This is a genomic window from Streptomyces xinghaiensis S187, from assembly GCF_000220705.2.
Classification (GTDB): Bacteria; Actinomycetota; Actinomycetes; order Streptomycetales; family Streptomycetaceae; genus Streptomyces; species Streptomyces xinghaiensis.
On sequence record NZ_CP023202.1, the window covers coordinates 5,786,227 to 5,799,400 of the forward strand.

Below are 13,174 nucleotides of genomic sequence, written 5' to 3' on the forward strand. Positions count from 1 at the left end.
GGAGCCTTCGGGACTGCCGCACTTCCGCCCGGGGCCGCCTCCCTGCCCCGGAGCCGGCGCAGCATCCGGGCGTCCTGGAAGCCGGCGGCCCGGGCGGCGGCCTCCACGGTCGCGCCGCGGCCGATCAGGTGCTCGGCGCGTTCGACGCGCAGCCGCTGCTGGTAGCGGAGCGGCGTCAGTCCGGTCGCCGCTCCGAAGCGGCGGGTGAGGGTGCGTTCGCTGACGCCCGCGGCCGCGGCCAGCTCCGCCAGGGGCAGCGGCTCGGTGAACCGGGCGTCGATCACGTCCTGGGCCCGGTGGACCACGTCGCTGAGGTGGGCCCGGTACCGGAGCATGGCGCTGCTCTGCCGCTCGTCGCCGTTGCGGCGGGTGTGGACGACCATCGAGCGCGCCACCCGTGCGGCGGCGGCGGGCCCGTGCCGCACGGCCACCAGGTGGAGCGCCAGGTCGATGCCGCTGGCGATCCCGGCGGAGGTCACCACCCGCTCGTCGACGACGTAGAGCACGTCGCGCTCGACGGTGGCGCGCGGATGGCGCCGGGCCAGTTCGTCCTGGAGTTCGTGGTGCGTGGTGCAGCGGCGTCCGTCGAGCAGGCCCGCGCGCCCCAGCGCGTACGCCCCGGAGCACACGCTGGCCACGGTGCCGCCCGCCGCGTGGTGCGCGGCGAGGCGGCCGAGGACCGGGGCACTGAGGAATCCGGCGCCGCGTGCGGCCAGGGACGTGCGCCACCCCGGCACGAGGACGAGATCGTCCGCGCTCAGCTCCGGCCACGCGGTGCCGGCGTGCAGCGGCAGTCCCTGGGCCGTGGGGACGTCCTCCCGCTCGGCCACGTAGGCGAGCCGGTAGCCGTGGCCGAGGTCGGCGGCTGTGGAGAACACCTGTGCGGGGCCGGCGAGGTCCAGCAGATGCAGCCCCGGCACGAGCAGGAAGACGACACGGGTCACGATCCGGTCAGCTCCCGCCTGGTGCCGCGGCCGCCGGGGCGGCCGGTTCCGCGCCGGTCCCCGCCGTCAGTTCGGCCACGGTGCGCAGTGTCGCGAAGCGGCCGGCCAGCGCGTACTCGGTGCGGGTCATGATCTCGGCCGTCGTCAGGGTGCGGGGGTCGGCCAGGATCTCCGCGAGGGGGCGGCCGGGCCGCGCGTCACGGTGCTCGACCGGGGTCGTCGCGGTCGCGTCGATCGCGAAGGTCACCTCGTAGCCGAGGTCGGCGGCGAGCCGTGCCGTCGTCTCGCAGCACTGTTCGGTCCGGATGCCGCAGACCGTGAGGGCGCGGACGCCGCGCGTGGTGAGGAGCCGCTGCAGTGGGGTGGTGGTGAAGGCGTTGTGCGCGGTCTTGGTCAGCACGGGCTCCCCGGCCCCGGGTTCCAGACCCGGCATGAGTCGTACGTGCCCGAGTGCGGGGTCGAACACCGTGCCGGTGCCGGGTTCGCTGTGCAGGACCCAGACGACGTACTCGCCGCGCTCGCGGGCCGCGGCGACCAGCCGGGCGACCCGGCCGGCGACCTCGGGGTCGGACGCGGCCCGCCAGTCCGGCCGCTGCCGGAAGGACTCCTGGACGTCGATGACGAGCAGCGCGCTCGCGGCGGCGGCGGAGGAGGAGGGTGCGGGGGCGGTGGCGGACGTGGTGTGCGAGGCGTTCGCGGTGGTGTGGTCCATATCCCGACCCTGCTCCTCCGACGGCTCCCGCGACAGACACCATCATGCCTGCCGGCGGACCGATCCGGTCAGCCGGCCGGGTCGCGGTCGTCCTCCCGGCACACGTCCGTCCGGCTCGGCCGTCCGGGCACGGTGGCAGGGGCGGGGAAGATGGCCGTATGCGGATGGAAGCGATCACCTGGGACCGGCTGACGGATGCCCTCGCGGAGCGCGTCGCGGCGGCGGAGACCGGCCGGGACGGCAGCCCGTGGCTGCGGATCGCGATCGACGGCGCCCCCGCGGCGTCCCCCGGGGAGCCGGCGGCGCGGCTCGCCGGAGCCCTGCGCCTCCGCGGCCGCCCGGTGTGCGGTGTCTCCACCGAGGGTTTCCTGCGGCCCGCCTCGCTGCGGTACGAGTCCGGGCGCGAGGACCCCGACGCGTACTACGAGGGCCGGCTCGACACCGGCGCCCTCCGGCGGGAGGTCTTCGGGCCGCTGGACCCCGGCGGCAGCGGGCGGGTGCTGCCCGATCTGTGGGACCCGGAGACCGACCGGGCCACCCGCAGCCCGTACACCGAACTCCCGCCCGGCGGGGTACTGGTGCTGCACGGCCCGCTGCTGCTGGGGCACTGGTTCCCGTTCGACCTGACCGTCCACCTGCGGTTGTCGCCCGGCGCGCTGGAGCGGCGCACCCCCGCCGGGGAGCGGTGGACGCTGCCCGCCTTCGCGCGGTACGCGGACGAGGTGGGTCCGGAGGAGGCCGCGGATGTGGTCGTACGGGTGGACGATCCGCGCCGGCCGGCCTGGAACGGCGCCGATGGGCGGGGCCGCACACCCGGGGACGAGGCATAACCATCGGTAACCCAGTGTCGGTGAGCGCTCTTGACAGTGCGTCAGTAAGCCCTGATCGTGGCGGCCATGGTGTTCAGGGGTGTGCGGACGCGGCGTGGTGGCGGAGGGCGGCGGCGGGCCGGAGCGGTCGGAATCGTCCTCGGCGCCCTGATGACGGCCGGGCTGTACGGCCCGGACACGGCCGCGAGAGCCGCCGGGACGGAGAGCGCCGCCGGCACCGGGGCAGCGGCCGGCGACGGCGGACTCTGGTTCGACGGCCGCGCCGCCGCCGAGGTGACGCCGGACGGCACCCGGTTCACCGACGGGCACGGCCGGGAGGTCGTCCTGCGCGGCTTCAACGTCTCCGGCGAGACCAAGCTGCACGAGAACCGCGGTCTGCCCTTCGCGAACACCGCCGACGCCCGCGCCTCCGCCGAGGCGCTGCGGGATCTCACCGGCGCCAACACCGTTCGCTTCCTGCTCTCCTGGGCGTACGCCGAGCCCGAACCGGGCCGGGTCGACGAGGCGTACCTGGCCGCCGTCACCGCGCAGATGGGCGCCTTCCTCGACGCCGGCCTGCGCGTCTACCCCGACTTCCACCAGGACCTCTACTCCCGGTACCTGTTCCACGAGGACAGCTGGTACACCGGCGACGGCGCGCCCCGGTGGGCCGTCGAAGCCGGCGGCTACCCGCGGGAGTTCTGCGGCATCTGCGTCCACTGGGGGCAGAACATCACCCAGAACCGGGCCGTCATGGACGCGAGCCGCGACTTCTGGGACAACCGGGTCCTGGAGACGGAGGCCGGGCCCCTCGGCGTGCAGGACGCGTTCCTGGCCACCGCCGGGAAGACCATGGCGCACCTCAAGGAGCACCTCACCGGGGACCAGTTCGCGGGGATCGCCGGCTTCGACCCGTACAACGAGCCCCACGCCGGCACCTACGAGGACGGCGAGGACAGCCGGTCCTGGGAGCGGGACACCCTGGTGCCCTTCTACGACCGCTTCCGCGCCCGCATGGACGCCGCGGGCTGGCAGGACAAGCCGGCCTTCCTCGAACCGAACATGTTCTGGAACTCCAACATCGGCTTCCAGCACGAGGAGGGCGGCTTCCTGGACGCCGGGCGGCTCGGCCCCCGCTCCGTGTTCAACACGCACTTCTACGACCAGCGGGCCATCTCCGGCGTCCTCATGCCGGGCAAGGCGCGGGACGGCCAGAACCTCGGCGACTTCGAAAAGGTGCGCGAACGCTCGGCGGCGACCGGAGCGCCCGCGGTCGTCAGTGAGTTCGGGCACCCGCTCAACGGGCTGACGGCTGACAAGGCCCCCACGGTCCTCAAGGCGATGTACCAGGCGCTCGACTCCCGCCTCCCCGGCCGGGACTGGTGGCGGCGGGCCGCCGAGTCCGGTCCCGTGCTCTCCGCCCAGCAGTGGCAGTGGGACATCTACAGCGGCCGCCACCGCGAACTGATGAACGGCAACCCCGGCAAGGTGCTCACCGAGGGCGACGCCTGGAACGACGAGGACCTCTCCGCCGTCGAACGGGACGCGTCCGGCGAGCCGGTACTCCGCCAGGACGAACGCCTGCTCGACCGGCTCTACCCGACCGCCGTCTCCGGGCGCACCCTCGCTTTCGTCTACGAGGACCGCTCCCGGGACGGGGACCGCACCCTGACCTGGAACCGGATCCCGGACGACCTGCCGCACGTCGCCGAGCTGACCGGCTCCGGCCGCTACGGGATGCTGGTGTGGCGCTCGGACGCTCCGGACGGCGGTGCGGGGGAGGCCCCCACCGAGCTGCACCTGCCCCGGGGCTTCGACCCGGAGCGCACCGTCGTCGTCTCCGACCTCGGGACGGCCGCCGGGCCGCCCCCGTACGCCGCCGACGGCCGCACGGCCCGCCACCCGGTCGCCACCGCCCCCGGGGCGGGCGGCACGGACGCCCGGCGGCTGCTGCTCTCACCGCCGGCGGCCGGCGAGGAGGACGGCGGGCCGGGCGGACGGCTGCACTTCGCGCTGATCGCCGAGGGCACCGCCCCGGCGCCGCCGGAGCTGCGGGAGGAGGCCCGGCGGGAGCTCACGGGCTGGGCCGCCCGCGCAGGTTTCGGCGGGTGACCGGGGCGGCGGGCCCTCACGCGGCCGAGCCCGGCGGGATCATCTGCGCCGTCGTGCTCGCCCCGTCCAGCGCCTCGCGGATGATGTCGGCATGGCCCGCGTGCTGTGCCGTCTCGCGGACGATGTGGAGCAGGATGCGACGGGCCGACCAGTGCACCGTCTCCGGCGGTCCCCACGGGCTGTGCGGCAGCGGCACGGTGACGTCCAGTCCGGGCAGGCCGGCCACGGTCTCCTCGGTGGCCCGTGCCGCGGCCTTGTAGTCGGCCACCAGAGCGGCGAGGGTGTCGTCCTCCCGCATCCGGTACTGGTCCATGTCGAACATGCCCTCCGGCGCCCTGCCCTCGCCGTCGGCCAGGATCCGGATCCAGGTGCGTTCCCCCTGGGTGACGTGGCGCAGCAGCCCGCCGAGGGTCAGTTCGCTGACGGTGGTGCGCCGGGCGGTCCGCTCGTCGTCCAGACCGCGGACGGTGATCAGCAGATTGGCCCGTTGCTCGGCCATGCTGCGCAGGAACTCACCGCGCTCACCGGGCAGGTCGCGCGGTGCGACGGCGCCGGGCGCGGGAGCGGTGGCCGCGGAGGGGGTGCCGGATGTCGCGGAGGACGCGGAGGACGCGGAGGCATGAGCGTTCACGGGGTGAGTCCCTTCGTACGGTCGGCGGGTCGGCGGGGACGGGGCCGGTGCCCGGTCCGGTGTCCCGGGGATCGGGGCCCGTGTGCCGCCGGTGTCCCGACCGTAGAAGGACTTGCGGTCGGATTCCGTCCGCAAGGTGCCGTGTCCCAGGCCGAGGACGGTCTCCCCGGGCTCAGGCCGCGTCCACGTCCTGCTTCGTCAGTGCCTGCCGGCGGCTCTGTCCGCGGCCCCGGCGGCGGCGGTACCGGCGGACGCGGCGCTTGGCCCGGTCCAGCCTCGGGTGGCGGGCGCGCTGCTCGCGCGAGTAGCGGTCGAGTTCCTCCGCGAGCCGGGTCGAACGCTTCTCGACGTCCAGCTCGTCCAGGAACCGGTCGACCTCGGCCAGCAGCGCCCCGTGCAGCTGCCACTGCCGCGGGTGCTCCTGCACCTTCTCCAGCAGCAGGCGGGCCACGTGCTCCCGGCTCATCCGGGCCGCGGAGAGCTCGGTGAGCAGGAAGGTCTCCGCGTCCTCCGCGTTCGCGCTCACCTGATCGGTGATCAGCACGGAGAAGCTCTGCACCGCGCCGGCCATGTTGATGAACAGCTCGCGCAGCGCGGCGGAGACATCCGGGGGGAACAGCGCCTCCTCCGTCCGTGCCCGGGCCAGATCCGCCAGGCTCCGGGTGGTGACCCGCAGTATCACCGCGCAGATCTCCAGTGTGTCCAGACCGGTGCGCAGCACGATCCGGGAGAGCAGGCCCTCCTTCACCCGGGGATTGAACCGCACGCTCTCCTCGGCCCGGGTGAGGGCCTCGTCCACCTCCGAGATGTCGTGGTCGAGCCGGCGGGCCTCCTCGACCCGCGCGGTGGCCTCCTCCACCGGGGTGTGGCCGCCGAGCTCCTCGCCGAGCTCCAGTAGCAGCGCCGACATCCGCTTGGCCAGGTCCTCGATGGACTCGCCCGCGTCCTCCACCCAGACCGGCGGAACGAAGACGATGTTGAAGAGGAGCCCCACCCCGGCGCCGACCAGGGTCTCCAGCACCCGCGTCAGCGCCAGATCGGTGGCATGGGTGACACCGAGGACGAGCATGGCGGAGATGGCCACCTCGGGCACGAACTCCCCGACCCGGACCAGATGCCCGGTGACCAGCGCGGAGATGATCAGCAGGCCGAGACTCCACCAGGTGAGCCCCACCCAGGCGCTGAAGCCCACGGCGATGAGGACCCCGGCCACCACGGCGTTCACCCGGCGGACACCGCTGGTGAGGGTCGCGTAGAGGGTGACCTGGACGACGAGCAGCGCGGTCAGCGGGGCGAGCAGCGGGGGCGGCTTCGAGCCGAGCAGCCACACGGCGGCCGCGTAGGCGATGGTCGCGCCTGTCGCGGAGCGGACCGTCTGGACGACGACCGGCTCCCTGCGGCGCTTGGCGAGCTCCGCCACGGGCTCCGGGACGACATCGTGCATTGTGTCCGCATTCCCGCTCCGCCAGGCCGGATACACCCGCCGGCCGCCTGCCACCCGGGTGGGCGACCGTCCGCGGAGGGGCACCCCGGTCCGGCGGGGCGGGGACGCCTCAGGCGGCTCCGGCGCGGCCGGGGCGGCGCCGGCCGAGGACGGCGAGGATCACCACCGGGAACAGCAGCAGAGCGCCCAGGGCGTTCAGCCAGCCGTAGCCGGCCTGGGCGACGACCAGGCCGGCCAGCGCGCCGCCGAGGCCCGCCGCCGCGTTCATCGTCAGGTCCGACAGGCCCTGTACGGCGGCGCGCGCGGCCTGCGGCACGGAGTCGGTCAGCAGCGCCGAGCCGGCCACGAGCCCCGCCGACCAGCCGAGGCCGAGCAGGAACAGCCCAGCCGCCGTACGGCCGTGCCCGCCCCCGGCCGTGCCCGCGAGGAGAGCCGCCGCGCCCAGCAGGACCACGGCGAGACCGATGACCGGCAGCCGGCCGGCGCGGTCGCAGAGCCAGCCCATCACCGGCGAGAAGGCGTACATCCCGGCGATGTGACCGCTGATCACCAGGCCGATCAGCTCGATACCGGCCCCGTGGTGCGCCAGGTCGACGGGGGTCATCACCATGATCGCGACCATGACCGTGTGCGAGGTGCTGACCGTGACCAGCGCCAGCCGGGCCGGCGCCGAGGCGGCCACGGCGGACAGTCCGGCACGCAGCGAGCGCCCCCGCTCCGGGTGCTCCTCGCGTGGCGCGAGCGCCCGGGCGGTGAGCAGCGGGTCCGGCCGCAGCAGGGCGGCCACCAGCACGGCGCAGACGACGAAGACGGCCGCCGCCCACAGGAACGGGCCGGCGGCCTCGGGTATCCCGAGCCCCGCCACACTGCGGCCCGCCGGCGCGGCGATGTTGGGGCCGAGGACGGCACCGACGGTGGTGGCCCAGACGACCGTGGAGATCGCCCGGGCCCGCTGCTCGGCGGGTGCGAGGTCGGCGGCCGCGAACCGGGCCTGGAGGTTGGCCGAGGAGCCCGCGCCGAAGGCTGCCATGCCCACCAGGAGCAGCGGGAAGGAGCGGAGGGCGGCGGCGAGGACGACGAGGCCGCCGCCCGTGGCGCCGATGGCGTAGGCCAGGGTCAGCCCCGGGCGCCGGCCGCGGGCGCTCATCAGCGCGGCCAGCGGCATCGAGAGCAGGGCGGTACCGGCCACCGCGGCGGTCTGCGCCAGCCCGGACAGCGCCTCGGAGCCGCCGATCTCCTCGGCCAGCACGGAGGCCAGGGCGATGCCGATGGCGACACCGAGTCCGCCGAGGATCTGGCTCGCGATGAGGACCGCGGTGGTGCGGCGGCGCAGCGCGGCCAGGTCGAGCGGTGCTTCCCGGTGCACGGCCGGGTCCTGGGTGGAAGTCACGGGCCGAGTCTGCCAGCAGGCACCGACAGGGGTGAACGGGTGTTCACCCACGGCGGAGGGGTCGCCGCCCGAGCCATCAGAACAGCGGCTGCGGAAGGACTCCCTCCAGCTCCAGCAGCGCCCGCTTGGCCGGCAGCCCGCCGCCGAAGCCGCCGATGCCGCCGTTCTGTTCGACCACGCGATGGCAGGGCACGACCACCGGCAGGGGGTTGGACCCCATGGCCGCGCCGACGGCCCGGGCGGCGCCCGGCTCGCCCACCCGGTCGGCGAGGTCCTGGTAGGAGACGACGGCGCCGTACGGCACGCCGGCGGCCAGCTCGCGCAGTACGCGCAGGTTGAATCCGGAGGAGAGCGACCAGTCCAGTTCGAGCTCGAAGGCCGTCCGGGTGCCGGCGAAGTAGGCCCGGAGCTGCCGGACGGCCTCCGCGAGCGGGGGCGGCCCGGTCTCCCCGTCCCCCTCGGCCGGCTCGCCGCCGAAGCGTGCCGCCAGCCGGTCCACGGCGCGCCCGAGGACGGCCCCGTCGGCGTGGAAGACGACGTGGGCCAGCCCCCGGCCCGTGGTGGCGAGGAGCAGCGGGCCGATGGGGGTGCCGGTCACGGTCCAGGTCACTGCGGTCATCCCGGCAGGGTAGGGCCGGGCACCGACAGCCGCCGGGCGGGCACCCCCTCTTCCCGGCGGAGCCCGGCCGGGGAGACGGCCGGGCTCCGGGTGCCCGACGGGGAGCCGGGGCGACGGGACCCGGTCCACGGGACCCGGCCGGGCGGGCGGTCAGCCGGCGGAGGGCAGCAGCGCCTCCGGCGCCGCGCTCTCCTCGCCGACCGCGTCCCGGACCACGTCCGGATAGTTGGTGATGATGCCGTCCACGCCGATCCCCGCGAGCCGGGTGGCGGTCGGGCCGTCGTTGACCGTCCAGGTCAGCACTTGCATCCGCTTGCCGTGCGGACCCTTGAGCCGGTGGACCGCGTCCACGTAGTCCGCCGTCACGGTGCGGAAGCTGGGGTTGATCTGGTCGGTGAACTCGGCGTAGGAGGGCAGGTCCGCCACCGCCGGTGTGCCGAGGAAGCCGGTCCGCACGTCGGGGCGCCGCTCGTGCACGGTCCGGATGCTGTCGGCGGCGAAGCTCTGGACGATCAGCTTGTGCCGGACGTGGTACGGGCTCAGCCAGCCGGTGCGGCGCAGCTCGCCGAGGATCTGCCGCTCGATGCCCGGGTACAGCTCCGGTGCCTTGATCTCCAGCAGCAGTTTCTGCCGGTTCCAGGAGAGCCGGTGCAGGAACTGCCGGAGGGTGGGGACCCGCTCGCCCGCGTACTCCTCGGAGAACCAGCTGCCCGCGTCGAGCTGCCGGATCTCCTGGAGCGTGAAGTCCGAGACCTTCCAGGGCGACCGGTCGGGGAAGACCTCCTCGACGTCCGTCGTGCGGGCGAGGGTGGTGTCGTGGATGACGACCAGCGCGCCGTCCTTGGTGCGCTGGACGTCGTTCTCCACCCATACGGTGCCGAGCTCGTCCGCCTTGTCCGCGGCGGCGAGGGTGTTCTCGGGGGCGTAGCCGGAGGCGCCGCGATGGGCGAAGACCTCCGGCCCGTCCGGGGGACCGGCGGCCAGGGCCGCCGGTGCGGAGAGGAAGAGTGCGGAGAACCCCAGCACCGCGCCGGTGACGGCTGCGACAGGGCGTGTGAGCACGTGGACTCCTCGCGTCGTCTGTTCACGGACCCGCTGAGGTTCCCAGCCGTCCGCCAACGGGAAACAGGCGCAGGATGGCCAGAAAGTGAACGAGCGACTCCGCAGGGTAGTGTTTCGCACCTTGTGACGATATGTAGTGGAACAGCGGGCCGCCGGGGTTCCCGGGACGCGCCACTCCGGGCGCGTCCCGTCACAGGCACCCCATCAGCCGGTGATTTGGCCGCGGCGCGCGGCTCCCGCAGCCCGCCGGGCCGACTTGATCCGATCGGGGGAGGGGCGGGCCGGGACCGGAGCCGCTCCCGGGCGCGGTCCTCCGGCGCCGGTTGTCGGTGCCGGGTCGTACGGTGGTGGCATGCGGCCCGTATCCCACATCGAACGCACGGTGGCGCCCTTCGAGGTCGTCAGCCCCTACCAGCCCAGCGGCGACCAGCCCGCGGCCATCGCGGACCTGGAGCGGCGCATCCGCGCCGGTGAGAAGGACGTCGTGCTGCTCGGTGCGACCGGTACCGGCAAGTCGGCCACCACCGCATGGATGATCGAACGGCTCCAGCGGCCGACGCTGGTGATGGCGCCCAACAAGACCCTGGCCGCCCAGCTCGCCAACGAGTTCCGCGAGCTCCTGCCGAACAACGCCGTCGAGTACTTCGTCTCGTACTACGACTACTACCAGCCCGAGGCGTACGTACCGCAGTCGGACACCTACATCGAGAAGGACTCCTCGGTCAACGAGGAGGTCGAGCGCCTGCGCCACTCCGCCACGAACTCGCTGCTCACCCGGCGCGACGTGGTCGTGGTCGCCTCCGTCTCCTGCATCTACGGCCTGGGCACCCCGCAGGAGTACGTCGACCGCATGGTGCCGCTGAAGGTCGGCGAGGAGTACGACCGGGACGAACTGCTGCGCCGTTTCGTCGACATCCAGTACACGCGCAACGACATGGCCTTCACCCGCGGCACCTTCCGGGTCCGCGGCGACACCATCGAGATCTTCCCGGTCTACGAGGAGCTGGCCGTCCGGATCGAGATGTTCGGCGACGAGATCGAGGCGCTCTCCACGCTGCACCCGCTCACCGGCGAGGTCATCAGCGAGGACGAACACCTGTACGTGTTCCCCGCCAGCCACTACGTCGCCGGACCGGAGCGCATGGAGCGCGCGATCGGGGCCATCGAGCGGGAGCTGACCGAGACCCTCGCGGTGATGGAGAAGCAGGGCAAGCTGCTGGAGGCCCAGCGGCTGCGCATGCGCACCACCTACGACATCGAGATGATGCGCCAGATCGGCTCCTGCTCCGGCATCGAGAACTACTCCCTGCACGTCGACGGCCGCGAGCCCGGCTCCCCTCCGCACACCCTCCTCGACTACTTCCCGGAGGACTTCCTCCTCGTCGTCGACGAGTCGCATGTCACCGTCCCCCAGATCGGCGCGATGTACGAGGGGGACGCCTCCCGCAAGCGGACCCTCGTCGAGCACGGCTTCCGGCTGCCGTCCGCCATGGACAACCGCCCGCTGAAATGGGAGGAGTTCACCGAGCGCATCGGCCAGACGGTCTACCTCTCCGCCACCCCCGGTGCGTACGAGCTGTCCCGGGGTGACGGCGTGGTCGAGCAGATCATCCGGCCGACCGGGCTCGTCGACCCGGAGGTCGTCGTCAAGCCCACCGAGGGCCAGATCGACGACCTGGTGCACGAGATCCGTCTCCGCACCGAGAAGGACGAGCGCGTCCTCGTCACCACCCTCACCAAGAAGATGGCCGAGGACCTCACCGACTACTTCCTGGAGCTCGGCATCCAGGTCCGCTATCTCCACTCGGACGTGGACACCCTCCGCCGCGTCGAACTGCTGCGCGAACTGCGCGCCGGCGAGTACGACGTCCTCGTCGGCATCAACCTCCTCCGGGAGGGCCTGGACCTGCCCGAGGTCTCGCTGGTCGCCATCCTCGACGCCGACAAGGAGGGCTTCCTCCGCTCCGGCACCTCGCTCATCCAGACGATCGGCCGGGCCGCGCGGAACGTCTCCGGCCAGGTCCACATGTACGCCGACAAGATCACGCCGGCGATGGAGCGGGCCATCGACGAGACCAACCGGCGCCGGGAGAAGCAGATCGCGTACAACACGGAGCGCGGCCTCGACCCGCAGCCCCTGCGGAAGAAGATCAACGACATCGTGGCCACCATCGCCCGCGAGGACATCGACACCCAGGAGCTGCTCGGCACCGGCTACCGCAGCCCGAAGGAGGCCAAGGGTGCCAAGGAGGCCAAGGCCCCCGTGCCCGCCCTCGGCGGCAAGGCGGCGGCCAGGTCCGGGCACCGGAAGCCCCTCGCGCCCACCGACCGGCCGGCGGCCGAACTGGCCGAGCTCATCGAGGAGATGACGGACCGGATGCGCGCCGCCGCGGCGGACCTCCAGTTCGAGGTCGCGGCACGGCTCCGGGACGAGGTGGGCGAACTGAAGAAGGAACTGCGGCAGATGCGGGAGGCCGGCCTCGCCTGAGGCCGGGGCCCCGCCGGACACGGGCGCTCCCCGGAGGGCTTTCCGGGCCTTCCGGCGCCCCGGTGTACCCCCACGCCACTCCCGGCATCCCGGACGGCGCCGCTGTGTTGCAAGAACGACACAAACCGCGACCGCGCGTCCGCGCTGTCAGCGGTACTGCGTAGGGTTTCTCTCCAGCCGCGCACTCAGGCGGTTTTACGGGTTTCGAGAGGGGACAGCGCGTGAGCGTCAACTTGTCCAAGGGACAGGGCATCAGCCTGCAGAAGTCCGACGGGGGGACTCTGACCGCGGTGCGGATGGGGCTGGGCTGGCAGGCTGCCCCGCGCCGGGGACTGTTCGGCAAGCGTACGAAGGAGATCGACCTCGACGCCTCCGCCGTGCTGTTCGCCGACAAGCAGCCGGTGGACGTGGTGTTCTTCCGCCACCTGGTCAGCGACGACGGCTCCGTCCGGCACACCGGTGACAACCTCGTCGGCGGCGCCGGCCAGGGCGGCGACGACGAGGCCATCCTGGTCGACCTCCAGCGCGTCCCGGTCCACATCGACCAGATCGTCTTCACGGTCAACTCCTTCACCGGGCAGACCTTCGCCGAGGTGGAGAACGCCTTCTGCCGCATCGTCGACGAGACCAACGGCCAGGAGATGGCCCGCTACACCCTCACCGGCGGCGGCCAGTACACGGCGCAGATCATGGCCAAGGTGCACCGCTCGGGCAGTGGCTGGACGATGACGGCCATCGGCACCCCCGCCAACGGCCGCACCTTCCAGGACCTCATGCCGACGATCACCCCGCACCTCTAGGCAGGATCCGCCGGCCCGCCCCCGGGGCGGGCCCCGGGCGTCCCGCTCCCCCCGCTCCGCGGCCCCGCGGAGGCGGTGCCACCGCCACGGGCCGCGGAGCGGACGCGTCCCGCCGCACCGGGGCCGGGACGCGGAGCCCGGTCCGGCGGACGCACCACACGAC

The 13,174-nt window shown here is 73.6% G+C and carries 10 protein-coding genes and 1 pseudogene; 4 read left to right on the forward strand and 7 right to left on the reverse strand.

Going from position 1 to position 13,174, the window contains the following annotated elements; genetic code table 11:
* Window positions 1-29: 29 nt before the first annotated feature.
* Window positions 30-944 (reverse strand): annotated as a pseudogene (locus tag SXIN_RS24675) (GlxA family transcriptional regulator); the annotation flags it as partial.
* Window positions 945-951: 7 nt separating this feature from the next.
* Entirely contained in the window at window positions 952-1,656 is a 705-nt protein-coding gene (locus tag SXIN_RS24680) for a cysteine hydrolase family protein (protein ID WP_019709551.1), read from the reverse strand.
* Window positions 1,657-1,814: 158 nt separating this feature from the next.
* Here SXIN_RS24680 and SXIN_RS24685 point away from each other — a divergent pair, with 158 nt between their 5' ends.
* Together SXIN_RS24685 and SXIN_RS24690 are read left to right on the forward strand one after the other, a co-directional pair.
* Complete coding sequence (locus tag SXIN_RS24685) at window positions 1,815-2,486, forward strand: nucleoside/nucleotide kinase family protein (protein WP_019709552.1); 672 nt, start codon at window positions 1,815-1,817, stop codon at window positions 2,484-2,486.
* Between the two features lie 66 nt (window positions 2,487-2,552).
* The gene (locus tag SXIN_RS24690; RefSeq protein WP_238153854.1) at window positions 2,553-4,577 is read left to right on the forward strand and encodes a glycoside hydrolase family 5 protein; all 2,025 of its coding nucleotides are present in this window, start codon (window positions 2,553-2,555) and stop codon (window positions 4,575-4,577) included.
* A gap of 16 nt (window positions 4,578-4,593) precedes the next feature.
* Here the strand turns inward: SXIN_RS24690 and SXIN_RS24695 are convergent, their stop codons facing one another.
* The 5 genes from SXIN_RS24695 to SXIN_RS24715 all read right to left on the reverse strand — a co-directional run bounded on the left by SXIN_RS24695 (window position 4,594) and on the right by SXIN_RS24715 (window position 9,723).
* Window positions 4,594-5,208 carry a DinB family protein gene (locus SXIN_RS24695; RefSeq protein WP_238153855.1) on the reverse strand — a complete coding sequence of 205 codons (615 nt, stop codon included), beginning with the start codon at window positions 5,206-5,208 and terminating at the stop codon, window positions 4,594-4,596.
* Window positions 5,209-5,380: 172 nt separating this feature from the next.
* A complete protein-coding gene (locus SXIN_RS24700; RefSeq protein WP_019709553.1) occupies window positions 5,381-6,652 on the reverse strand; it encodes an FUSC family protein in 1,272 nt (423 codons plus the stop codon).
* A gap of 109 nt (window positions 6,653-6,761) precedes the next feature.
* Complete coding sequence (locus tag SXIN_RS24705; RefSeq protein ID WP_238153856.1) at window positions 6,762-8,042, reverse strand: MFS transporter; 1,281 nt, start codon at window positions 8,040-8,042, stop codon at window positions 6,762-6,764.
* A gap of 76 nt (window positions 8,043-8,118) precedes the next feature.
* Complete coding sequence (locus SXIN_RS24710) at window positions 8,119-8,661, reverse strand: methylated-DNA--[protein]-cysteine S-methyltransferase (RefSeq protein ID WP_019706165.1); 543 nt, start codon at window positions 8,659-8,661, stop codon at window positions 8,119-8,121.
* 150 nt (window positions 8,662-8,811) lie between these two features.
* The gene (locus SXIN_RS24715; RefSeq protein WP_019709554.1) at window positions 8,812-9,723 is read right to left on the reverse strand and encodes a glycerophosphodiester phosphodiesterase; all 912 of its coding nucleotides are present in this window, start codon (window positions 9,721-9,723) and stop codon (window positions 8,812-8,814) included.
* A gap of 352 nt (window positions 9,724-10,075) precedes the next feature.
* On the opposite strand from SXIN_RS24715, the gene uvrB reads away from it, so the two are divergent.
* A complete protein-coding gene (gene uvrB / locus SXIN_RS24720; protein ID WP_019709555.1) occupies window positions 10,076-12,211 on the forward strand; it encodes an excinuclease ABC subunit UvrB in 2,136 nt (711 codons plus the stop codon).
* 221 nt (window positions 12,212-12,432) lie between these two features.
* Window positions 12,433-13,011: a TerD family protein gene (locus SXIN_RS24725; protein ID WP_019709556.1), complete on the forward strand. Its 579-nt coding sequence runs from the start codon at window positions 12,433-12,435 to the stop codon at window positions 13,009-13,011.
* Window positions 13,012-13,174 lie beyond the last annotated feature (163 nt).